Below are 24445 nucleotides of genomic sequence, written 5' to 3' on the forward strand. Positions count from 1 at the left end.
GCCACTGCCTTTGAGGCCAAAACTGAATTCTCAAAAACCACGGTCCCTATGTTCTCAAATCGCTTTTCAAATCCCGTGGCCTTGTCTATGTTACTTTTCAACATATCTATTCTGTATTATTTTAATTATATATTATTTATAAATGCTTCTTTTAAAACGCTTATAGGGTGCTTTGCGTTTCTTTTAGTTCCATCTTTAATTTGGTGCCTACAACTAGTGCCGGAGGCCGCAATAATAACCTCATCATTCATGTTCCTTATTTTAGGAAACAAACTGTCTTCACCAACTTGCATGCTTACTAGGTAGTGTTCTTTTTCGTACCCAAAGGAACCTGCCATGCCGCAACAGCCTGAATTGATTATGGTGACCTTATAATTTTTTGGAATGGACAACATACTGAATGTTGATTCCATATTGCTCAATGATTTTTGGTGGCAATGTCCATGTATTTTAATTGTTTTTATATCACTTGTAAAGCTTTCCTCTGCAATGTTTTTTTTATCAAACTCCGCTTTAATAAACTCTTCAATGGTAAAGGTATTTTGTGCTATGTCCTTAGCCGCTTCTTTGTCTTCTGCCAATCTTAAATATTCATCCCTGAATGTTAAAATAGCCGATGGTTCTATCCCTACTAAAGGTGTTTCTTTTGAAATTTTATCCTTAAAAAAAGTCACATTACTATCGGCTATGCTTTTTGCTTTGTGCAAAATGCCCTTAGAGATAAAACTCCGCCCACTTTCCTCATGGTTGGCTATTTGTACTCTATAACCTAAATCCGTTAAGAGTTCTATGGTATCTATACCAATAGTGACATCGTAATAATTAGTAAACTCATCAACAAACAAAAACAGCTCACCAATTTTTATGGGTTTACTGCCGAGCCTTTCCTTATTTGCTCTATACCAATTTAGAAACGTTTTATTTGCTAATTTAGGAACAGATCTTTCAACGGCAATTCCTAGTATGTTTTTAGTGATTTTAGAGTTTAAAACTGCATTGGTTACCGAAGGTATTATCATACCCAGTTTGTTCAACTTAGCATTATTGGCAAATAACTTGGTTCTTAAGGAGGTTCCGTTTTCTTTTTGATACTGATATAAAAATTCAGCTTTCAAGGTAGCAACATCAACATTACTGGGGCATTCGCTGGCACAAGCCTTGCAGCTTAAACACAAATCAAAAACATCAAACAATTCCTGATGGTTGAATTTATTGTCCTTTTCTGAATGTGTTAGAAATTCCCGTAACGCATTAGCCCTGGCCCGTGTGGTGTCCTTTTCGTTTCGGGTTGCGCGGTAACTGGGGCACATGGTACCGCCTGCCGTTGGTAGCTTTCTACAATCACCCGATCCATTGCATTTTTCGGTAGCCCTCAAAATGCCCAAGCTATCCGAAAAATCCTGAATGGTTTCAATTTGGGGTTCCTCTCTGTCAACTTCAAACCTTAAATTCTTGTCCATAGGAAAGGCATCTACAATCTTTCCTTTGTTGAAAATATTATGGGGATCAAAGGCGTGTTTTATTTGTTTTAAAAGCGCATAATTTTTCTCTCCAATCATCATTGGGATAAATTCTGCCCTCACAATACCATCTCCATGTTCTCCACTAAAGGAACCTCCATATTTTTTGACCAATTCTGCTGTCCTTGTGGTTATTTCCCTAAACAACACGACATCTTCTTGTTTCTTTAAATTCAGAATTGGTCGTAAATGTAATTCGCCAGCACCCGCATGGGCATAGTAGACAGCATCTTGCCCAAAATCTTCCATCATTTTTGAAAACTCCGAAATATAACTTGGTAAATCCTTTACATCAACCGCGGTATCTTCAATACAGGCCACTGCTTTATCATCACCGACTATATTGCCCAATAATCCCAGCCCTGCTTTTCTAAGTTCCAGAGCCTGATGTATTTCATGTTCAATCAATTTTGGAAACGCATATCCCAACTTATTTCTTTTTAAATCGGCTATTAATGCATTGGCCCGTTCAAAGGATTCTTCCTTGTCGTGTGTACAGATTTCAAGCATCAATATGGCCTTGGGATCTCCTTCAACAAAAAATCTGTTTTTTAATTGTTCCCGATTGTTTTTGGTGCAATCCAAAATGGTCTTGTCCATGAGTTCACAAGTAAACAAATCATGCTTCATGGCAATAACCACGGCCTCCATACTTTCCTGAATACTATTAAAATGTGCCGCTACCATGATGTTTTTTGGCGGTGGCAGATTGTCCAATTGCAAGGTTATTTCAGAAGTAAATGCCAGCGTGCCCTCACTGCCTGTTAACAGCTTTGCTAGATTTATTGTGGCATTAGAGCCACCAAACCCTTTGTACTTCAACAGTTCGTCAACAGGATATCCATTATTTCGCCTGTGGATTGATTGCTTTGGAAACTCTTTAATGATCTCTTGCTGAACGTCTTTGTTTGACAATTCATTAAATACCGTGTTGTAAATGTTACTCTCTAATGAGTTGCCTTGCCTTTTAGCCTCAAATTCTTCCGAAGATAATTCTTTAAAAATCACTTCAGAAGCATCACTTAAAATGACTTTTAATTCTAAAACCTTATCACGGGTAACGCCATATTTTATGGAGGTTGTCCCCGATGAATTATTGCCGATCATGCCCCCGATCATACAGCGGTTGCTAGTTGATGTGTTAGGGCCAAAAAACAATCCGTGTGGCTTTAAAAAACCATTGAGCTCGTCCCGGATGATTCCCGGTTGCACGGTAACGGTTTTCTTTTCTTTGTTAAAATCCAGAATCTTGGTAAAATGCTTTGAGATATCCACAACCAGACCATCGCCAACACACTGCCCCGCCAATGAGGTGCCTGCCGCTCTTGGAATGAGCGTGATGCCATTTTCATTTGCAAAACGGATGAGCGTTTTTAAGTCTTGATTGTCTTTGGGGTATACCACACCCAATGGAATCTTTCTGTACACCGAGGCATCTGTTGCGTAGATGCTTTTATGTAAATCATCTAGAAACACTTCTCCAGAAATGGCGTTGGATAGTTCTTTTATGTTTGTTGTTGTGGAACGCATATATGTGTTTTACTTCTATTAAATCTTTATTCCATAACCTGCCACAAATTCTTCATTAAAAGAGGCAGGTAACTTACCTATCGCCTCTTTTTTGCCTAAAATAATTTGAGCAGATACTTTTTGCGCCAGTTCAGAATTCTCATAGGATACAATAACACCTTGAATATATTTAAGAGACACCTGTTTTAAGCAATACTGACTTGCAAAAACATCTAAAATGACCTTGTTTTTTTTTGAAATAACTTCAATAACCTTTTTATCATCATCAGACATGACATCAGTTAATCGATAATTTAGACGATGATATCCTATGATTACCTTATCATATTTTTTAAGGGCTTTTAATAGTTTCTTTATGGGAAGACCAGTAAGATCATGAACATTCATTCCTAATTTTAATTCTGAAATGAAATCACCATAGTCTCCATCCCCCAACTTCACATAAGCTATTTTTTCTTGCTTACTCACATTAACTGGCAAAACCTGCTTGTTGTTTTTTATGGCAGTAATGGCTTCGCTAAAAGCTTCTTCGTTTAAAGTTTGGTTAATGACACCATTCAAATCATTTACTAAATGTTCTGTATCAATGGGCTTAAAATGATTCAAATTGGCCTCGTATTTGGCCTCCAATATTTTTTTTACGGAATGTGCCAAGCGCTCTTCGGTTATCTCATTATCATGATAAGCGGCTATTATTTTTGAAATTGCTCTTGGAGCATTTTCAGTGAACAGCAATACATCATTACCTGCTTTGAATGCGGCTAAATCAATATCCCCAGGCTCCTCATAATTTGCCGCCCCTTTCATGTTTAGGGCATCAGTAAAAACCAATCCTTTGTATTCCAGTTGCTTTTTTAAAATATTTGTAACCACATTATATGATAGAGAAGATGGCAGGCCGTTGGTAGGCTCTAAACTTGGAACATTTAAATGGGCTACCATAACCCCAGAAATTCCTATTTTAAATAACTCTTTATATGGATATAATTCAACAGAATCTATTCTCTCTTTAGAAAATGATACTGTAGGCAATGTTTTATGAGAATCCTTATCGGTATCTCCATGTCCGGGAAAATGCTTGGCACAAGCCATAATTCCTTGGCGTTGCATACCTTCTGTAAATGCCATTGCTTTATTGGCTACATTTAATTTATCTTCTCCAAACGACCGCACGCCTATTATGGGATTATTGGAGTTTGTGTTTATATCAACCACAGGAGCAAAGTTCAAATGAACTCCTAAACGTTTGCAATGCTTCCCGATTTCACTACCAATTTTTTTGATTAAATCGTTATTTTTAATGGCTCCAAGTGTCATATTATATGGATATCTTACCGTGCTGTCCAACCGCATATTAAGTCCCCACTCTGCATCCATACCAATTAGCAAAGGCACTTTGGCCATAGATTGATACCTGTTAGTAAGGTTGGCTTGTCGCACAGGGCCTCCTTGAAAAAATATTAGCCCCCCTATTTTATAATCTTTGATGAGTTTTTCTATGGAATCAACATGATTTTTATCTCTGTTTGAATAGGCTGCAACCATAAATAACTGACCAACTTTTTCTTGAATGGTCATCCCATTATAAATACTGTCGACCCATTTAGATTTTTTGTTTTCGGGATGTAATGGTATTTCTTTATTGTGTGGATAAAATCCAAAACCTAGGATTGATACAATCAATATTACAAAAATGTTCTTCATTTTTTAATTAATTTATATTGGTCTATGGCGTTTCTAACACTTTTATGTTCTAGTAATAATTTGGTTGCTGTTTCTTCATTAACGTTAATTTCATGCATGATCATTCTAACACCCCGTTTTACAAGTTTTTTATTGGAAAGTTGCATGTCTATCATTTTGTTTCCTCTTACTCTACCTAACTTTATCATGACCGTTGTAGAAATCATATTTAAAACAAGCTTTTGGGCTGTACCGGCTTTCATTCTGGTACTTCCTGTGACAAATTCAGGCCCCACTATTAATTCAATGGGATAATCAACTTCTGATGCTAACGGTGAGTTTATATTGCAAGTTATACAGCCTGTCACAATGTTTTCTTTTCTAGCCTTTTTTACTCCTCCAATGACATATGGTGTTGTTCCTGAAGCTGCAATTCCAACAAGAACGTCGTTTTCATTAATATCATACTTTTTTAAATCTTTCCAAGCCAATGTGGTATCATCTTCAGCGTTTTCGACTGCTTTTCTGAGTGCCACATCCCCACCAGCTATCAATCCTATGACCAAGTCATCTGAAACACCATAGGTAGGTGGACATTCTGACGCATCCAGTACACCTAACCGGCCACTGGTTCCAGCCCCTATATAAAACAAGCGTCCCCCATTGCTCATTTTAGCATGTACAACTTCTACTAATTTTTCTATGGATGGCAGCACTTTTTCTATGGCATAGGGAACCGTTTTATCCTCAGCATTCATATTGAAGAGCAAGTCTATTGTACTCATTTTTTCAAGATCATTATAGTCAGAAGATTGCTCGGTTGTAAGTTCGTTTTTCATTATAATATTTTATTAATTTGTTATTTCTATGATACAAATCTGTCTAGATTCAAGTGTGAAATCTATGTGTATTTTACCTTTATCATATGCTGTCAAGAACGTTTTCCCATTAGCATCAATAATATTGATTTTCCCAGATGGCCATAAACCATAATCTTTGGAATCGATATTAAAATCAACATGGTATGGGTCATCACTGATACTGGCCATCGCAATGCCAATTTGATTATCATCTGATTTCCAGGTGCCATAATAAATCAAAGGGTATGATTTCTTAAAGCTTGAAACTGTATTTCCAGTTTTACCGGCATATATTGATACTCTGGACATTGATAGTTCCTCGTTTGGGATATCCATCTCTGGAGAACGTTCAAAATTTCCGTGAAGCAAATACTTCAAACCATTGTTCCTTACTTTTGATAATTTTAATAAATATCCTATCTCTTGTTTCCTCTGGTTTGACAAAAATCCATGATAATTGGAAATCGTTGGCTGAAAACCCCAAACAAAAGACCTTGCTTGCTCCATCAAAAATTGTTTATTAAACTTGGCATCTAAAAGTTCTAGAGGCTTTTTTGGCGCGTATTTTTTAGGCCAAAGTTCATCATATGGTGGAACCACCAAAGAAGAATAATTACCATAAGTGATTGCATATGGGTGATAAACGGCTTGAAAGAATGGAATAGGTTCCCAACCATTATCGCCTGCATATCGTTCCATGCTTACCTGTAAAGTTAAAAAAGCATCTAAGTAAGGTAGCCAAGCCTCACTCACACCTTCGCCGGCCAAAAAGACATCTTTGTTCTTAGGAAACGTCAATCGAATCTGTTGAGTTAGTTTCGCAAAATTTTTAAGCCAATAATTCCCACCTCCAATTGGATGCCCATGTGTTTTATCATAACATAGAAAACTAAAACAAGCTTGATCCATATATACCCCATTTGTATGATAGGTGTTAACCACACTATCACATAATGACGTATATTTATCTTTCCAGAACTGAGTTCCCAAACACATGGTTGTCAAAGATTTATTGGTAAAAATATTATATAGATGCGTATTCATTTTGCCATTGATATCTTTCACGGCATAGGCCTGTGCATTTTCATTCTTCCAACTTTCAGTCTCTGTTCCCCATTGCATTTGGTTCATATATACAATGGCCTCGACCCCATCTTTTTGAGCAGATGTCATAGCGGTTACAAAAGATTGCTTGCCTTCCCTGGGCGGAAGATACTCTGGAAATCCATCATCGTATGAGCAGCCGTGCCACCAATGCCAAAATACCTTTACTGGCAATTTTAATTGTTTTTCAAGCTCTTGGGCCGGAACAAGCACATTATTTGATTTCCCTCGGTTCCATTCCCAAAGAGCTGTTTTCTCTAAACTCTTTGGGGTTAAACCATTTTTAAATCTACTTTCAAAAGCCCATTTTTGTTTGGAACCCCACTCTCGGTATAGTGTTGCCACACTAATCCAATCTCCTTCGAAAGAACCAATAATGGCTTCATATTTTGGTGAATAAATATCTGATTTCATATCAAGTGAGGGATAATTTGATACCTTATAGGTCAAATTATTTAAGGAATCTAACGTCAAAGAAAAATCTTTTCTATATGCCAATGAATCATTACAAGAGGCGTACAGTCCAAATTTTTTGCCTTTGTTGTACAAAGCAAGACACTGCATAGACATTCTGCCCGGGTATTGCCATTCATATTTTTTTTCTTTGCCTTCAATCTTTGAAAGATGGGTTCTAGGGTTTTTCATTTTTTCACCCATCCAATAGGGAACCGCCAGATTTTCGTCTCCAATATCTTTTATTCCCGAAATTATAGGAAAAACAACTTTGCTCACTTGCACATCCTTAATCCCTTCAACAGCGATTTTCCATGATGATAATGGCATATCGTCTTTAAGCTTAATTGTTGCTGTAACCTTAAAATTTCTGTTCTTGATTTCTTTAAAGTGATCCCAAATCAATACTAAGGTATTGGTGTCTCTTTTTAGAAAATGAAAGTTTGACGCAGCTCTCATATCAATTGTTTTGATACCCGATGGTTGAAACAAATCAATCTTCCAAAGTGATTCTGAGTTATTTTCTGAATCTAAAAAATTATAGGAATGGTTGTAATTTTTAAAATGCTCTAAAGCTCCAGTACTAATATTAAAACCCAACTCAATCTTGCCATTGTCTATTATTGTATTTTGTTCTATTTCACTATTCTTGCACCCCGACAAAAGACAAAATACAATGCTAAAACAAAGTATCAAGAGAATTCTTTTTTTATTGGTTTTCATCTAAATTTTATTTTTTAGCATTAAGGTAGTTTTATGTTATTTGCATTGATCCTTCGGTTGTCTTTAAAAAGAATAAGACATAAAACCGTTAGAAGTGCATTTACAAAAATGTTCATGAATCCAAAATCAAAATTCAAGTAACTAATAAAATAATCATTTAAAAAATATGTAACAATTGGCATGATTATGCATATGTATGGAATAGCTGTATCCTTAATTTTAATTTTTGTAAAAATCCCAAACATATAAAGGCCAAGCAATGGTCCATAAGTGTATCCAGCTACTTTAAAAATTGTTGAAATTACATTGCCCTTACTTTGTGAAAACAGCATAATTATTGCAAAAATAACTACAGAAAAACCGAATAAAACTCGGTTTTTCAATTTCTTTTTTTCCTTTGGATTTTTGTGCTGAACATCCAAAAAATCATGTGTAAAAGACGTTGTTAAAGCTGTTAAGGCGGAATCTGCACTTGAAAACGAAGCTGCCGTTATTCCTAAAATAAAACTAATGCTGGCCAGGGTTCCAAAATGATTTAGGGAAAGCATTGGGAACAATGTGTCTGTATTAATAAATTTCCCGTTTTCAATCTCTAATTGAATGCCAAACTTTTCGGCATACATATACAACATGACCCCAAGGCCTAAAAACAAAAATTGCGTGACCGCTAAAATCAAACTAAAAGTCAATATGTTTTGTTGTGCCTCTTTCTTGTTTTTGCAGGTCAACGTTTTTTGCATCATGTTTTGGTCCAGACCAACCATGGCAATTGCAATTAAGACACCAGAAATAAACTGCTTAAAAAAATTGTTCCCTGAATGAACATCCCAGTTAAAAACCTTAAAATAGTTGTTCTTAATAACAGACGTTATGGTTTCCGAAAAACTTAACTCCAGAGAGTTTTTAACAACATATATGGTAACCAAGACGGCCATTAACAAGAAAAATGTTTGAAGTGTGTCTGTCCAAACAATTGTTTTTATACCAGATTTATGTGTGTATAACCATATAAGGACCAGTATAACAATAACTGTTAGAAAAAAAGGAACATGAAAAGCATCAAATACGGCATATTGCAAAATTTTTGCAGCGAGCAATAATCTCAAAGCTGCTCCAAACGATTGGGAAATTAAAAAAAACAATGATCCCGTTTTGTATGCCCTAAATCCAAAACGTGATTCAAGATAGGTATAAATTGAAACTAACTTTAAATTATAATAAATGGGAACTAAGACATAGGTTATAAAAACATATCCAACCACGTTACCGAACACAAATTGTAAATAATAAAAATAATTGGTACCTACCATGCCTGGAATAGAAACAAACGTAACTCCTGATAGAACAGCGCCTATCATTCCAAAGGCAACAACTTGCCATGGTGACTTTCTATCACCAGTGTAAAAAGAATCATCACTGGAATTTTTGGAAACGAAATGAGATATTAATAATAATACTCCAAAATAGGATGCTATAATTAATAAAATTACTGTTGCGTTCATTTATTTTGTTTGTTTTTCGGTAAAACACCCATTTTCTTAAATCATGTTCAAGGATGCAATGTAATTGGACAAATAAACTGTCAATAAATTTTAATCTCGTTTGACCTATGCTTGAATTCCGTTAGGTCCTCAAGACCATCTAGTTCCTCCATACACCCATTTCTTTCGACCCAATGCCTCAACTTGTTCGTTCCGTTAATGATATCTATGGGGAGTTGCGTATAGTTATATTCAAATGGAGGAGTCCTCCATACAAAATCATGTCCTAGACTTTGGTACAATTCACGCAATAAAAATTGGCCAACCCGCCAAGGCTTGTAATTTTTCTTGTCGATGACATGTAATTGAAATCCACCACAAACCTCATTGATGTTCTTATCAAATGTAGGGGTAAATAGAATAGGCCTCAAAACAAACCCTTGTAGTTTTGATTCTTTTATTGCCTTTGACAAATGTTTTTCATAAAATGAGAAAGGCTCTATTTTGGAATGCCCAACAATCTCCAAAGGCTGCGTGGTACCTCGCCCTTCGCTCAAAAGCGTTCCTTCAAACAGTACAATTGCAGGAAAGGTCAATGTGCTTTCAGCTCTTGCAATATTGGGAGAAGGCAAAAACCAAGGTAATTTCGTATCTTCAAAATACATGCTGCGTTCCCAAAATTGCATTCGAACAATCTTAAGATTTGTGCGGTCTTTGACCCAGTATTTTTGGTGCATCAATGCGACCTCTGCAATGGTCATTCCGTGTCTTACTGGTAGGGGGTGCCTCCCAATAAATGATTCAAACTCCAAATCCAATAGGTTTCCCTCGACATCAATGCCATTAATAGGGTTTGGACGATCGAGTACTATAATCTCAATGTCTCTATCTCTGCATTTTTCAAGCAACAAGGTGAGGGTATAAATGTAAGTATACATTCTACTACCAATATCTTGTAAATCAACAAATAAATGATCGACCCCATTTAACATGGTATCAGTGGGAATTCGGGTTTCAGAATAAAGCGAATAGACCGGAATATCAAAAAAAGGATGCCTATAATGTCCAGTCTCAATCATATTGTCCTGAGCATCGGTCGTAAAACCATGTTGTGGCCCAAAAAGTTTTAGGAACCTTGCACCAAAGAGTTCTTTAAATCTAGATGCGGCATGTACAAATCCTGAATCAACGGATGCATTATTACATAAAAGTGCTACATTTCCCTTAAAGGTTTTTTGAAGTTCCCTATCACCCAACAAGACATCTAGACCTGTTCTAACTCTTTTCAAAATACATCTAATAAATTCATAAAAAAATATTGGAGAGTATGAGGTGAGAGCACTCAATTTCTCTCACCTCTCATACTAACTCAAACTAAAACTAAACAATAAACTAATTTGAAAAAACATTTAAATACCCGTTTGAATTAATCTCCAATAACTTGTTTTGCTCATTAATTTGCGTCCCACCACATTCTTGTGGTCAATAGATCACCTCCTTGCCTATTGATTGCTTCTTGGACGTTTTCTGAATTATTCAACAACTCTGATCCAGGATAATTCAATCTTCTTGGTATTTTTCCACCAGTGTAAGTGGCCGCCACATTGGCTGGTACCAAAACAGGATATCCAGATCTTCTCCAGTTTGCAAAAGTCTCATTGGCATTTCCGAAGGTGGCAACCCAATATTGTTCATTAATCATTTTTAATGCCTGTGCTGGATCAAATGGATTAGCCGTTAAGTAATCATCAATTTGTGTTGAAGTAATATTTACCCCATGTCCATATAATGACAAATATTCCATGGCCGCTCTTACGCCAGCATTATAATGACCTTCAACATCGCCACCTGCCAGTCCCCAACGTTCTGCAGCTTCTGCTAACATGAATTCAACTTCGGCATAAGTCTGATAGAAAAAAGGTGCGTCATAAATAACAATCCTGGACCCATCGCTCAATTGACCTCCGAAAATATTCACATTGGGTTTAGAGTTTGCCGAGCTTTGTGAAAAATCATTGATATCCTGACCAGATTGCAATGCAGGATCAGTGTTACCGTCAGTAGTGGAACACAACACAGAAATACGTGGATCATTTCTGTCCTTCATGAAATCCATTAAGGTTTTAGAAATTTTATTTTGGTTCACCCCTCTAGAAGTAAAACATTTTGTCAATGGATTCACGTTAGGCCCACCGTCATTGGCATTGTTTTCATATTGAACGTAAGCTATGTCATCATTACTGGTCATTACACCACCTGAAATTGCTTTGGTAGCCCATGCTTGTGCTCCTGCATTATCAACTTTAACCATGCGCATGGCCAAACGTAACATCAAAGAATTGGCAAACTTTTTCCATTTTGCAACATCGCCCCCGAACAATAAATCTGCAGAACCGTAAGAACTGGAGCCACCTGAACCCAACGTGTTTGCAGAGCTTTCTAAAGTTGCCAACATATCAGCATATATGTCACTTTGCTTATCGTATTTCGGAAAACGGATTCCCTCTATGAACCCTTTTCCGGCTTCACTGTATGGGATATCACCGTATACATCTGTTATTCTGCTAAAAATAAGAACTTTTTGAACTCTTGCTATCGCAAGATCCACATCTGCCGTTGGGGCCTCACTGTTTTCAAGCTGGGTTTCTAAGTCTACAATGTTTTTGACCGTCGTCTTGAATTGTTCTTCAAATAACCAATGCGTATTGTTGGTTTGGTACAAAAATGCGTTTCCATAGGTGGTTTCATTTAAATGTTGGACGTTTTGCATTAGATGAATAACATTCCAAAACAAGTATGATGCATAACCACTCCCTGCTGTATACAATTGTATATAGGTCAATTTTGTTGATGGATCCAATTGTGTTGGTTTTGTGGGATTAACGTTAATCTCCTCAAAGTTTTTATCACAAGACCCAAACGTTACTACTATTGCTAGTAAAATAAGTATTCTTTTCATTCTATTTTTTTTTAAAATTTAACATTTATAGAAAAACCATAACTTTTAGTTGATGGGATACCGAATCGTTCTATACCTTGAGAATTGAGATTGTTCAGAGCAGCTTCTGGATCCACATTTTCAATATCTTTTGAGATAAAGAACAAATTTCTTCCTATAAAAGAGATTCTTAAATCACTGATAAAAATGTCATCAAGCACTTTCTTAGGCAAATTATAAGATAAGCTCAATTCCCTGAATTTTATAAAATCGGTACTATAAACAAATTCTTCTGCAATTCCTGTTGTCTCAGCCCCAATCAGGCCCCAATAATTTCCTATATTTTCTGGAGCTACTGTTGTGGTAAAAGGTTGGCCTGTTGCGTTGTCAATTCCAGAAACTTCCAACCCTGTTTCACGCCCTTTCAAAGTTTTCTTGGTCAAACCTGCAATGGTTAAATCATGGTTGGTTCCTGAATAGACAGAACCACCAAATTTAGCATCAATTAAAAAACTTAATGAAATGTTTTTGTATCTAAACGTGTTGGAAAAACCTAACGTATAAGGGGCAACGCCCTGCCCTAAGATCTTGTTTTCTCCTTGGATGGGCTTGGGAACTGTGCTTGATAGATCGTAAATGATGTTTCCGTTATCATCCCTTTTGTATGATGATCCCCAGATTACTCCATAATGTTCACCCACAATATGGGAAATGATTGCTGTTCTGTCCCTACTTTGGCTTCCATCTACATTGATAGGGGTATCTTCATCATCGGTATGAACTATTCTACTATCGTTATAACCTAAATTAAACGAGGTATTCCATGAGAAATTGTCATTTTTAATAGGGGTTCCACCTATCAATAGTTCAATTCCTTTGTTTTCCAATTCACCAATATTAAGTATTGAAGATGTATAACCTGATGACAATGATGCAGCAGCACTGACAATATCATTGGTGGTTGTATTGGAATAATAAGCAAAATCAAGGTTCGCTCGATTATTTAAAAATCTGCCCTCAAATCCAAATTCATATTCGCTTTTTTGGAATGGCACTAAATTTGGGTTAGGAATGGTGTTTCCATTCAACTGCCCATAAGATTGTCCTTGAAATGACCCTGTAACTGCATAATCTAAATTCAATGCATAGGCATCTTGAGCTCCTCCTGCTACTTGTGCATAACTTGCCCTAAATTTGGCATAGTTAATCGCTTTAGGTAACTCCAAGGCCTCACTCAGCAAAAAACTTCCACTTAATGACCAATAAAAGTCATTGTTAGGGCTCGTTTTGCCAGGAAAAGATAATGTAGAGAACCAGTCGTTTCTTCCTGTAAAAGTTAAATAAAGGTATTTATCATAATCAAATTCAAATGACCCATAAATGGAATTGGTCTTAGTTTGATAATACGTGTTTTTAGGTTCTGGAAGCGTGGTATTATTTAGATCCTCTAACCCTACCACTATAAAGCCTCGCCCTTGCGCACTGAGTGATTCAAAAGTGTTTGTTCTGGTATTGGCTCCAATTATAGAGCTAGTTGCAATTTTATCTGTTATATCTTTATCTATACCCAACATTACATCGGCATCAAATGAAGAAGAGGTCGATTTACTTTGATAAAATTCACCCGCTGGACGATAGGCTGTCCCATATGGTGTTACTCGTCTTCTTGACAAATCGTAGGTATCCAAACCAGCCCTACCTGATGCATATAACCAATCGGTTATGTCATATCTCAAAGTAGTTGAGACTGTCAATCTGTTCTTTCTGTCATCATTATTAAAGTCATTGACCACCCAATAAGGATTTGTAATAAATTGGCTTGGTTGAAATAAAAGCTCAGTACCTTCTTCATTGAACCCTGGTTTTAAATCATAAATATTCAAACTGCTTGGCAATCTGTAGGCTGTTGCATTTGCATTACCGGGTGTATCACCAATATTGATTCGGTTATGGGCTTTTTCAATAACATATTTAGCATTGATCGTTGATGTTAACTTCGGATTGATCTTAGCCAAAGCATTTAAAGAAAATGATTTCCTTCCAATTGTAGATTTTGGAAAAATGTCCTTATTATCGAAATTAGAAAAAGAAAAACGATAATTATAACCGTCTGCCCCTTTAGACAAAGCTATGGTGTTCACAGCAGTAGTCCCTGAATTATAAAACTTATCCAAGTTATTTCCGGTATAGGAATAAGGTCTTTTGACGCCATCCCAATTGTAAACCTGTGATCCATCCATACGGGCACCCCAAGATTGCAAGGTACTGTTAAAGGCATCGCTAATGGCACTCTCGGTATCAGCAATCTCAATGGGATTTCCTCCTGTATCATACTCGTAACCGGGCTTTAAACCGTTACGCCCCTGACCATAGGTTGTTTGAAAATCCTGAAGATCAGTATTAACTTTATCAAAAGTCAATGAGCTTGAATATTCAACACCAAGTCCTTCCTTGCCCTTTCCTGATTTTGTAGTAATCATAATGACCCCGTTAGAAGCCAAAGACCCATATAGGGCAGCAGCCGAACTTCCCTTTAATATAGATACAGATGCAATATCATCCGGATTGATGGTGGATATATCATCTCCGCCATCCCCAGTACCATCATTGGTGGGACCTACAACCGAACCATTTGTATTATTAATTATAGGAATCCCATCCACAACATATAAAGGCTGGTTATTCCCCGTTAGTGAGCTTGCACCACGAATTACAACCCTACTTGAACCAGCGGCACCAGCACTGGTGGTAGAGATGTTAACTCCTGCCACTCTACCCTGTAAGGAATTGATAGCGCTAGCGGTTTTAACCGTTGACATCTCATCCCCATCAACCTTGGCTAAAGAATATCCCAAAGCTTTAGATTCCCTCTTGATACCCAAAGCAGTGACAACAACTTCATCAAGACTTGTAGCATCTTCTTCAAGAGCCATGTTAATTACTTGGTCCCCGCTTGAAAGGACAACAGAAACAGTTTTATAGCCAAGAAAACTAAAAACCAGGTTCTTGCCCTGTACACCTTCTGTTTGAATGGAATAATTTCCATCAAAATCAGTGACAGCACCTTTAGATGTTCCTTCAATGGTCACATTAACACCTATCAAAGGCATATTAGACCCTTTATCAGTCACAACACCCGATATTGTTACTGACTGCGCAAAGGAACTAAGCCCAATAAATAACATTAACAAGATGTTCAATTGAAAATAATGATTTTTCATATGAGTTAGAATTTAAGTTAATCCCGATAAAAATATAAAAATAATATTTTAAAACGCATTTTATATGCATTTTTTTGCGTGTTTTTTTAAATTTTCTCGAATAATTAATGTTTTTTGTAAGATAAAACGCATTTTATATAAGATTTTATTTGTTATCACCATAAAATAAGCAAATAGAGATTAAATAAAAATCTAATAGAAGAATGCCACAATCTAAATTTTCATCTAACATATAAATTCAATCAAACCTTAATACACTAAATAGTTAGCGTATTACGAATTTACACAATCAACTGTTTATAAGTATTTTATGCTTAATTTTTTCTATTAAAATTTAAAATTCAGTTCAAGAACCTATACAATATTTAATTTCTATCTCCATAATTTATATTACAAAAATTGAATAATTTTAAAATTTTTTGCGTTTTTATTTAATTAAACATGCATTTTATTGCGCTTTTTTGTATATTTATTGCCTATACTTGTTAAGTAGCTGCAAAATCTATCTGCAAATACTATTTATAAAGAAATTTAATTTTTTATGAAAAAAAAGGTAAGGCAACAGAAAATTATTGATGAGGTAAGCATCAATAGAAAAGTAAGCTCAAGCTATTTGTCCGAAAAGCTAGATGTTTCTGAGGACACTATAAGAAGAGATATTAAAGAATTGGATGAACGTGGCATGTTAACCAAAGTGCATGGTGGAGCCATTTCAATGATCCAAAAACTTTACCATTATAATGAAGATAGCATCTACAACAGAGAAAACAAGGTTCGAATTGCCCAAAAAGCGATTTCGTTGATTAAAGATGGGATAGTCATCATAATGAGTGGAGGGACCACTAACTTAATGTTGGCAAAACTACTCCCAAAAGACCTAAAAGCCACCATTTATACTTACAGCCTACCTATAGCAATGCAATTGACCGAGCATCCACTGATTGAGACCATATTTATAGGTGGCAAAATACATCGAAGCTCAATGGTTACCACGGGAATTGATGTTATACAATATCTATCGAACATCAGGGCGAACATCTGTTTCATGGGTGTCAGCGCCTTAAACATAGACCAGGGCATTACGGACGAAGGTTATGAGGTTTCTCTGGTGAAAAAGGCTATGATAAACGCTTCGGAGCATATCATCTATTTGGCCACATCGAATAAACTAGACCAAAGACTCAATTTTGACGTTTGTAATCTTAAAGAGATTGATACAGTAATAACTGACCTAGATCTTGATGACTCCAGACTTAAAGAGTACTTAGACGCAGGCATCAACTTAATTTAAGATAAAGCCTTAAGAAGAAGCCGTTTGCTAATTAAAAGTTAGGCACATATAATTTAATACTTAATTCAGATGAAACAAAGAAAAATTTTAAAAAGCATCATGCTTTTGTCATTGATGTTTCTGTTTTCAACATTTGCAGGTTGTCATAAAAAAAATAAAAACCAACAAGAAGAACACTTAACATTTCAAAATGAAAAGGAAAAAATTGTGGTTGGAGCAAATCAAACCGAAAAATATCTAAACCTTATTAACGGAAAAAATATTGCAATAGTTGCAAACAACACGTCGGTTATTTTTAAAGACAGTCAAGACCACCCTTACAAACATCTTATTGATTCCCTGTTATCCATTAATATTAAAATAAAAAGGCTATTTACTCCGGAACATGGGCTAAGGGGTGCTGTTGATGCTGGGGAAGAAATAAACAATGGTATTGATGAAAAAACCGGCATACCCATTGTTTCGCTTTACGGAGATAATAATAACCACGGCAACGGCAACAAGCCGTCCAAAGAACAACTGAAAGACATTGATCTCATACTATTTGATATTCAAGATGTTGGTGTCAGATTTTACACCTACCTCTCAACATTGCACTATATCATGGAAGCTGCTGCCGAAAACGGAATTCCAGTAATTGTCTTAGATAGACCAAACCCAAACGGAAATTACATTGATGGCCCTGTTCTACAAAGTGAATTCAAAAGTTTTGTTGGACTACACCCTGTCCCTATTGTTTACGGAATGACCATTGGGGAATATGCAAAAATGATAAATGGGGAAAAATGGCTAAATAATGGCGTTCAATGTGACCTAACGGTCATACCGTTAAAAAATTATACTCATGAATCTTCTTATAGTTTACCATTAAGGCCTTCACCCAATCTTCCAAATGACAAATCCATAAACCTTTATCCTAGTTTGTGCTTATTTGAAGGAACAAATGTTAGCTGCGGAAGAGGTACCGAGATGCAATTTCAAATATTTGGATCACCAGATTTACCAAGCGATTTATATAAATTCACATTTACGCCTCAACCTAATTTTGGATCAAAAAAACCCAAAAATATGGGACAAGAATGCCATGGTCTTGACTTGTCAAAAACCAAAAATTTAAACAGTATTAATTTCTCTTGGCTAATAGACGCCTATCATAACACAAGCGAAAAAAATAAGTTCTTCAGGGAAAAGTCATTTAACCTATTGGCTGGTACAGATAAATTAAAAGAACAAATAGAGGATGGTCTCAATTTTAATGATATCAAAGCTAGTTGGCAAAAAGATTTGGACTCTTTTAAAAAAATACGGCAAAAGTATTTGTTGTACCCATGATATATGAAAATAGTAATCATAGGAGGAACTGGACACATAGGAACCTATTTGATTCCTCGACTGATCATGAAGGGTCATGAGGTTATTTGTGTAAGCAGAAATAAAAGACAGCCTTATAATATAACTCCAATATGGAAATTGGTAAAACAGATTTCCATTGATAGAGTAATAACCGAACAAGAAGGTATTTTTGCATCCAAAATCAAAGAATTAAATGCCGACGTCATAATAGATCTCATTTGTTTTACCCCAAAAAGTGCTGCCATGATTGTAGAAGCCCTTACAGGAGCCGTAGAACACTTCATACATTGCGGAAGCATGTGGGTCCATGGGCATAGCTCTGAGGTTCCCACTCATGAGAGTCAAGAACGCAGACCTTTTGGCGAATACGGCATTAATAAAGCAAATATAGAATCCTATTTACTTTCAATGTCACGGCTAAAAGGCTTTCCTTGTACCATATTGCATCCTGGTCACATTACTGGCCCAGGTTGGTTGCCAATCGGGCCTACAGGCAATTTAAATCCTGAAACATTTATAAAGTTAGCCAAAGGAGAAGAAATAATCTTACCAAATCTTGGAATGGAAACGCTCCATCATGTCCATGCCGATGACGTTGCTCAGGCTTTTGTGAATGCCATTGAAAATAGGCAAAACGCAATAGGGGAAAGTTTTCATGTTGTCTCAGAACAAGCCATAACTTTGAGAGGCTTAGCAAATGCCGTGGCAAAAAGTTTTGGACAAGTAGCAAAGCTTAGCTTTCTACCTTGGGAAGCATGGAAAAAAACAGTACCTGAGAGAGACGCAGAGTTAACATGGGATCACATTGCCCATAGTCCTAATGGCAGCATTGCAAAAGCAAGAAGATTACTGAATTACAACCCTAAATACAGCTCTCTTGAAGCTGTACAAGAATCAATCAAGTTTTACTTTGAAAAAGAAAGCATAACTATTTAAACAGATACTAATCCAAAAAATGATTTAAAAAATGGTAAAGCGTATTCTACAGATTACAGTTCTACTTTTATTTGTTGCAACACTTTGTTGCCGCCAATCCAGTGAAAATAAAAAATCACCCTCCGTTAATAAAAATAATTACATTGTTGTTGGGGCTAATCAAACTGAAAATTATATACCACTCATAAAAGGCAAAAATATTGCTGTTGTGGCCAACAACACATCTGTTATTTTTAAAAGTGATACAAAACAGTATACCCACTTGGTTGACTCTTTATTATCACTGGGTATTCATATTTCAAAAGTATTTGCCCCAGAACATGGTTTTAGGGGGGCGGCAGATGCTGGGGAAGATTTAACAGACACCACAGATACCAAAACGGGAATACCTATAATTTCGTTATATGGAGAAAACAAAAACCCATCTCAAAAACAAATATATAATTATAGAAAACCAACACCAGAACATTTGAAAAACGTTGATGCCGTGTTATTTGACATTCAAGATGTTGGCGTAAGGTTTTACACCTACATATCTACGCTTCATAATGTTATGGAAGCTTGTGCAGAAAACAGCATACCCATAATTGTGCTGGACAGACCCAATCCAAACGGTCATTACGTTGATGGCCCTGTTTTAGAAAAAGACACAAAAAGTTTTGCAGGACTTGGTCCAATACCAATAGTTTATGGCATGACCATTGGTGAATATGCTTTGATGACCAACGGTGAGAAGTGGTTGAATAACGGTGTTAAATGCGACCTCACAGTAATTACTTTAAAAAACTACACACACAAGTCTACATATAGTTTGCCCTTAAGGCCATCTCCAAATCTTCCAAATGATAAATCAATCAATCTTTATCCGAGTTTGTGTCTTTTTGAGGGAACAGATGTAAGTTGCGGAAGAGGAACTGACATGCAATTCCAAATTTTTGGGTCCCCTAACTTACCTAAAGACACTTATCACTTTACTTTTATCCCTCAACCAAATTTCGGGTCAAAAAACCCAAAACATATGGGACAGGAATGCCACGGTTTAAATTTATCCAAGGCCAAGGATTTAGATCAGTTAAATTTTTCATGGCTAATAGATGCTTACGCTGCAACTTCAGAAAAAGATAAATTTTTTGAATATGAGGCTTTTAATAAGTTGGCAGGTAACACAAAACTAAAACAACAAATTGAACAAGGCCTTTCCATGGATGAAATAAGAGAAACTTGGCAAACAGATTTAACGGCCTTTAAAAAAACAAGAGCAAAATACCTGCTATACAATGATTAAATCATAGCTTTAAAAACACACTGATATGATATATTGAAAATAGCTTTTTTCTCATTTTAAAATAAATTACCATTTGATATATGAACAAAAAGCGTTTCCTATTTCTTATTTTAATAATTCTGCAGTTCTTACTAAGTGATTGTAGCAGTAACCGCTTGGTTTCCCATAAATTTACCGAAACACTGCCCACGGTACCAAGGGAGTTTAGAGCGGCATGGGTTGCTACGGTAGCAAATATCAACTGGCCGAGTGATAAAGGATTGCCTGTTGAAGAACAAAAACATGAAGTCATAAAATTATTGGATCTGCTAAAAGCCTCCCATTTTAATGCCATCATCCTGCAGGTAAGGCCACAAGCAGATGCCATTTACCCGAGCGATTTAGAACCTTGGTCCTACTTCCTCACTGGCAAGCAAGGTCAAGCCCCAAAACCGTATTACGATCCGCTTAAATTTTGGATAGAGCAAGCCCATAAAAGAGGCCTTGAATTACACGCTTGGTTAAATCCGTACCGAGCTCATCATCTAAGTGGTGGCCCCGTAACAGAAACTTCGATAGTAAAAAAGCGTCCGGATTTAGTAGTGAAACTTGAAACAGGATATTGGTGGTTGGACCCAGGTAAGAAGGGTACACAAGACCACTCTTACAATGTTGTCATGGATATTGTTAAAAGATATGATGTGGACGGCATCCACTTTGATGACTATTTTTATCCTTATCCTTCATACAACAACAATAAAGACTTTCCTGACGAAGAAAGCTGGCAATCATATCTTCAAAAAGGAGGCAAATTGTCCAGACCCGATTGGCGCAGACAAAATGTTAACATATTTATTAAGCGGATTTATTATGGCATAAAAAAAAGGAAACCTTCTGTAAAGTTTGGAATAAGTCCTTTTGGAGTTTGGCGTCCTTCTTACCCGCCCTCGGTAGTTGCGGGTTTTGACCAATACAATGAACTATATGCAGATGCAAAACTATGGCTAAACAAAGGTTGGTTAGACTATATTACACCACAGTTGTACTGGCCAATCAACAGAATTGAACTAAGCTTTCCCGTATTACTAAATTGGTGGAAAGAGGAAAACAAAAAAGGAAGACATCTTTGGCCTGGTTTGAATATAGGAATCAAAAAAGGGGAAAATGCTATTGATGAAACCATTAATCAAATTATGATTGTACGCGGCATGTTACCCAAATCACCGGGAGAAGTTCATTGGAGCATAGAACCTTTAATCACTTCTCCTGATCTTGCACAAGCAATTTCAGAAGGACCTTACAAAGAACCAGCGTTAACGCCTAAATATCCGTGGCTAAGTAAAAAAATACCTAAATTGCCCGAAGTTAAAGTTTCAAAGGAAAACGACAGCTTGACTGTTTCATGGAAACACAAAAATTTGAGTAACATTTCCCATTTGATACTGTATTACAAATTTAAAAACGAATGGGATTACAGGATTTTAAGTAGCGACATTAAATCTCAAAAGGTTCCTCTTATTAAAAAAATCAATCCATCAAAAAATGGAGACTTAACTGAAACAACAGAGACTCTAAATACAATCGCAATATCATCTGTAGATAAATTTGGAAATGAAAGCTCAGTTGTTAAAATACCCATATCTAATATCTATCACTAAGAGAATAAAAAATCTTAAATGTAAGTTGATTTACAAATTTTCTGAAAATAAAAAAACTTCAAAGAATAAAATTCTATGAAGCCTTTATTTTACTAGTGGTCCCACCTGGGCTCGAACCAGGGACCACCTGATTATGAGTCAGGTGCTCTAACCAACTGAGCTATAGGACCGAAATTGGCTGCGAATTTAATACTATTTTTATTACTCTACAAGAAATTTATTTGTTTAAATTATTTCTTGGCATAGCTCTATTAACACGCCGTTTGTGGTTTTAGGATGCAAAAAAACAACCAACTTATTATCAGCGCCTTTTTTTGGCGTTTCATTCAATACCGTAAAACCTTCGCTTATTAATCGCTTTACCTCAGATTCTATATCGTCAACATCAAAGGCTATGTGGTGAATGCCCTCGCCTTTTTTCTCAATGAATTTTGCAATAGGACTGTCTGGATGGGTCGCTTCCAACAGTTCAATTTTATTGGTGCCGACCTTAAAAAAAGATGTTTTTACACCTTCGGTTTCAACGGTTTCCATTTTGTAGTGTGATTGAGCAAAAAGTTTAGAAAACAATGTATTGGAAGACTCGATGTTTTTAACCGCTATTCCTATGTGTTCGATTTTTTTCATGTTTATTTTTCGTGAAAACGGAAATCTCTTTTAGTTTCTATTTAATAGGAAGATACAAATTTTGTATATCAAAAGTAAGATAATCTTTAAATATGCTCTATTTTTGCACGATGAAAATCCCAAAAGATTTTTTAGCCAGAGGCTACGGTTTAATCTGCCAAAATTCACTAAATTAAGCATCCTTTAAAAATAACTACTGTGGAAGAGAGTCAAAGACAAAAAAAAATAGCATCGGTATTACAGCGCGATTTAGTAGATGTTTTACAAAAAGCAGCCACACAGGGCGGTATGCAGGGTATCTTAATTTCGGTATCAAAAGTAAAGGTTACGGTAGATCTGTCAGACGCTAAAGTCTATTTAAGCATTTTTCCTAACGATAAAGGTAAAGAGCTACTTGCGGGCATAAAATCAAATGCACCTTTAATTAAACATGAAATTGCCCAACGTACCAAGCACCAATTGCGACGCATGCCTAAATTGGAGTTTTTTATTGATGACTCCCTTGAATATATGGACAAGATAGAACAATCCTTAAAAGGAAAGGACAACCCTATAAAAGACCCTAGTATTTTAGACAAACGTAAAAAATCTTAATTGAACTTTTCGCTATACATAGCAAAACGTTATTTACGCTCAAAAAGCAGTAATAACGCCATCAATTTCATTACCATTATTGCTGCTATCGGTGTGGTTTTAGGTGCCGCTTCCCTATTTATCGTGCTGTCTGGATTTGCGGGCTTAAAGGATTATACATTGGAATTTTCAAATGTTGTGGACCCCGATTTAAAAGCCGAAACCGCCCTTGGAAAATCTTTTATTTTAACAGATGATGATACTCAAAAATTAAAGGCTTTAAATGAAGTAGCCTTATACTCAAAAATTGTTGAGGAACGTGTGGTTATAGCTTCTGAAGATAAAAATGATATTGTAACCCTTAAAGGCGTTGATGAATCGTTTGAAAGCGTTACCAGTATAGACTCCGTGATTGTACAGGGTAATTGGATATCTCAAAACGCTCCGGAAATTGTGGCGGGTTGGGGTGTTTCAAGCAATCTGTCCCTTGGTATATTAGATTACACAAAAACCATCAATATTTATGTGCCAAAGCCAGGCAAAGGGCAAATTACCTCAACAAAAAATGCATTTAATTCTGTTAAGGCCGTTAATGTAGGGGTATTTGATATTAACGAGAAAATAAACGACACCTATGTGTATGCTCCCATCGATTTGGCGCAACAGCTTTTAAATTATAGCCCCAATCAAGTTACAGGATTAGAATTCAGGTTGGTTGAAGGCGCAGATATAGATGATGTCCGTGGGAAAATCCAAAATATTTTAGGGGATCGGGTTATTATAAAAAACAGGTCACAACTCAATGATGCACTGTACAAAATGTTGAACACCGAAAACTTAGCTGTCTATTTGATTTTTACATTGGTGCTAATCATCGCTTTGTTTAACGTAATTGGGTCTATCATCATGATGATCCTTGACAAGAAAAAAACGCTCAATACCTTATTTAATTTAGGAGCAACCTTAAAGGAAATTAGGCGAATCTTCTTTTTTCAAGGAAGCTTGATGACTGTTCTTGGAGGTGTTTTTGGTATTGCTATTGGCGTTTTAATCATTGTTTTACAAAAGTCCTTTGCTTTGGTCATGATAACGCCTGCCTTACCGTATCCTGTAACCATCAAGCCGGAAAATTTTGTTATTGTATTCTTGACCATTTCTGTTTTGGGTATTTTGGCCTCAAAAATAGCTTCAATGAGAATTACAAAAACCTTAGTGGAAACCCATTAATTT

The 24445-nt window shown here is 36.2% G+C and carries 16 protein-coding genes and 1 tRNA gene; 7 read left to right on the plus strand and 10 right to left on the minus strand.

Features of this window, described 5'->3' with window-relative positions; translation table 11 throughout:
- Positions 1–125 precede the first annotated feature (125 nt).
- The 8 genes from IEW94_RS12970 to IEW94_RS13005 all read right to left on the minus strand — a co-directional run bounded on the left by IEW94_RS12970 (position 126) and on the right by IEW94_RS13005 (position 15513).
- Positions 126–3050 carry an FAD-binding and (Fe-S)-binding domain-containing protein gene (locus IEW94_RS12970; RefSeq protein WP_188653757.1) on the minus strand — a complete coding sequence of 975 codons (2925 nt, stop codon included), beginning with the start codon at positions 3048–3050 and terminating at the stop codon, positions 126–128.
- A gap of 18 nt (positions 3051–3068) precedes the next feature.
- Positions 3069–4754 (minus strand): glycoside hydrolase family 3 protein, encoded by a 1686-nt coding sequence (locus tag IEW94_RS12975; RefSeq protein ID WP_188653759.1) that lies wholly within the window; start codon positions 4752–4754, stop codon positions 3069–3071.
- Entirely contained in the window at positions 4751–5572 is an 822-nt protein-coding gene (gene murQ, locus IEW94_RS12980; RefSeq protein WP_188653761.1) for an N-acetylmuramic acid 6-phosphate etherase, read from the minus strand. The genes IEW94_RS12975 and murQ overlap by 4 nt, the downstream gene beginning before the upstream one ends.
- A 12-nt stretch (positions 5573–5584) precedes the next feature.
- On the minus strand, positions 5585–7873 hold the full coding sequence (locus tag IEW94_RS12985) for a DUF6259 domain-containing protein (protein WP_188653763.1): 2289 nt from the start codon (positions 7871–7873) through the stop codon (positions 5585–5587).
- A 20-nt stretch (positions 7874–7893) separates the two neighbouring features.
- Complete coding sequence (locus IEW94_RS12990) at positions 7894–9375, minus strand: sodium:solute symporter (protein ID WP_188653765.1); 1482 nt, start codon at positions 9373–9375, stop codon at positions 7894–7896.
- Between the two features lie 80 nt (positions 9376–9455).
- On the minus strand, positions 9456–10643 hold the full coding sequence (locus IEW94_RS12995; protein ID WP_188653767.1) for an exo-beta-N-acetylmuramidase NamZ family protein: 1188 nt from the start codon (positions 10641–10643) through the stop codon (positions 9456–9458).
- Between the two features lie 164 nt (positions 10644–10807).
- Positions 10808–12313: a SusD/RagB family nutrient-binding outer membrane lipoprotein gene (locus IEW94_RS13000; RefSeq protein ID WP_188653769.1), complete on the minus strand. Its 1506-nt coding sequence runs from the start codon at positions 12311–12313 to the stop codon at positions 10808–10810.
- Positions 12314–12324: 11 nt separating this feature from the next.
- Complete coding sequence (locus tag IEW94_RS13005) at positions 12325–15513, minus strand: SusC/RagA family TonB-linked outer membrane protein (protein ID WP_188653771.1); 3189 nt, start codon at positions 15511–15513, stop codon at positions 12325–12327.
- Positions 15514–16054: 541 nt separating this feature from the next.
- On the opposite strand from IEW94_RS13005, the gene IEW94_RS13010 reads away from it, so the two are divergent.
- The 5 genes from IEW94_RS13010 (at position 16055) to IEW94_RS13030 (ending at position 22015) form a co-directional block, all read left to right on the plus strand.
- Positions 16055–16804, plus strand: coding sequence for a DeoR/GlpR family DNA-binding transcription regulator (locus IEW94_RS13010; protein ID WP_188653773.1), 750 nt, complete (start codon positions 16055–16057; stop codon positions 16802–16804).
- A gap of 69 nt (positions 16805–16873) precedes the next feature.
- Complete coding sequence (locus tag IEW94_RS13015; RefSeq protein ID WP_188653775.1) at positions 16874–18136, plus strand: exo-beta-N-acetylmuramidase NamZ family protein; 1263 nt, start codon at positions 16874–16876, stop codon at positions 18134–18136.
- A 3-nt stretch (positions 18137–18139) separates the two neighbouring features.
- The gene (locus IEW94_RS13020; protein ID WP_188653777.1) at positions 18140–19093 is read left to right on the plus strand and encodes an NAD-dependent epimerase/dehydratase family protein; all 954 of its coding nucleotides are present in this window, start codon (positions 18140–18142) and stop codon (positions 19091–19093) included.
- Between the two features lie 31 nt (positions 19094–19124).
- The gene (locus IEW94_RS13025) at positions 19125–20378 is read left to right on the plus strand and encodes an exo-beta-N-acetylmuramidase NamZ family protein (RefSeq protein ID WP_188653779.1); all 1254 of its coding nucleotides are present in this window, start codon (positions 19125–19127) and stop codon (positions 20376–20378) included.
- Positions 20379–20458: 80 nt separating this feature from the next.
- Positions 20459–22015, plus strand: a complete 1557-nt coding sequence (locus tag IEW94_RS13030; protein ID WP_188653781.1) for a glycoside hydrolase family 10-like protein — start codon at positions 20459–20461, stop codon at positions 22013–22015.
- A 96-nt stretch (positions 22016–22111) separates the two neighbouring features.
- Here the strand turns inward: IEW94_RS13030 and IEW94_RS13035 are convergent.
- Together IEW94_RS13035 and mce are read right to left on the minus strand one after the other, a co-directional pair.
- Positions 22112–22185 (minus strand) — tRNA-Ile (locus IEW94_RS13035).
- 55 nt (positions 22186–22240) lie between these two features.
- Complete coding sequence (gene mce, locus IEW94_RS13040) at positions 22241–22642, minus strand: methylmalonyl-CoA epimerase (RefSeq protein ID WP_188653783.1); 402 nt, start codon at positions 22640–22642, stop codon at positions 22241–22243.
- A gap of 198 nt (positions 22643–22840) precedes the next feature.
- Between mce and rbfA the strand changes: the two genes are divergently transcribed.
- Together rbfA and IEW94_RS13050 are read left to right on the plus strand one after the other, a co-directional pair.
- Entirely contained in the window at positions 22841–23236 is a 396-nt protein-coding gene (gene rbfA / locus IEW94_RS13045) for a 30S ribosome-binding factor RbfA (RefSeq protein ID WP_188653785.1), read from the plus strand.
- Positions 23237–24442: an ABC transporter permease gene (locus IEW94_RS13050; RefSeq protein ID WP_188653787.1), complete on the plus strand. Its 1206-nt coding sequence runs from the start codon at positions 23237–23239 to the stop codon at positions 24440–24442.
- The last annotated feature ends 3 nt before the right edge of the window (positions 24443–24445 follow it).

It is taken from the genome of Yeosuana aromativorans (assembly GCF_014646655.1).
GTDB lineage: Bacteria > Bacteroidota > Bacteroidia > Flavobacteriales > Flavobacteriaceae > Yeosuana > Yeosuana aromativorans.

What these genes read in the sequence shown, in the direction of transcription:
- IEW94_RS13005 (WP_188653771.1), bottom strand. Translation starts at nt 15,513, where the DNA reads ATGAAAAATCATTATTTTCAATTGAACATCTTGTTAATGTTATTTATT.
- IEW94_RS12970 (WP_188653757.1), bottom strand. Translation starts at nt 3,050, where the DNA reads ATGCGTTCCACAACAACAAACATAAAAGAACTATCCAACGCCATTTCT.
- IEW94_RS12975 (WP_188653759.1), bottom strand. Translation starts at nt 4,754, where the DNA reads ATGAAGAACATTTTTGTAATATTGATTGTATCAATCCTAGGTTTTGGA.
- IEW94_RS13010 (WP_188653773.1), top strand. Translation starts at nt 16,055, where the DNA reads ATGAAAAAAAAGGTAAGGCAACAGAAAATTATTGATGAGGTAAGCATC.
- IEW94_RS13000 (WP_188653769.1), bottom strand. Translation starts at nt 12,313, where the DNA reads ATGAAAAGAATACTTATTTTACTAGCAATAGTAGTAACGTTTGGGTCT.
- IEW94_RS12990 (WP_188653765.1), bottom strand. Translation starts at nt 9,375, where the DNA reads ATGAACGCAACAGTAATTTTATTAATTATAGCATCCTATTTTGGAGTA.
- mce (WP_188653783.1), bottom strand. Translation starts at nt 22,642, where the DNA reads ATGAAAAAAATCGAACACATAGGAATAGCGGTTAAAAACATCGAGTCT.
- murQ (WP_188653761.1), bottom strand. Translation starts at nt 5,572, where the DNA reads ATGAAAAACGAACTTACAACCGAGCAATCTTCTGACTATAATGATCTT.
- IEW94_RS12985 (WP_188653763.1), bottom strand. Translation starts at nt 7,873, where the DNA reads ATGAAAACCAATAAAAAAAGAATTCTCTTGATACTTTGTTTTAGCATT.
- IEW94_RS13015 (WP_188653775.1), top strand. Translation starts at nt 16,874, where the DNA reads ATGAAACAAAGAAAAATTTTAAAAAGCATCATGCTTTTGTCATTGATG.
- IEW94_RS13025 (WP_188653779.1), top strand. Translation starts at nt 19,125, where the DNA reads ATGGTAAAGCGTATTCTACAGATTACAGTTCTACTTTTATTTGTTGCA.
- IEW94_RS13020 (WP_188653777.1), top strand. Translation starts at nt 18,140, where the DNA reads ATGAAAATAGTAATCATAGGAGGAACTGGACACATAGGAACCTATTTG.
- IEW94_RS13030 (WP_188653781.1), top strand. Translation starts at nt 20,459, where the DNA reads ATGAACAAAAAGCGTTTCCTATTTCTTATTTTAATAATTCTGCAGTTC.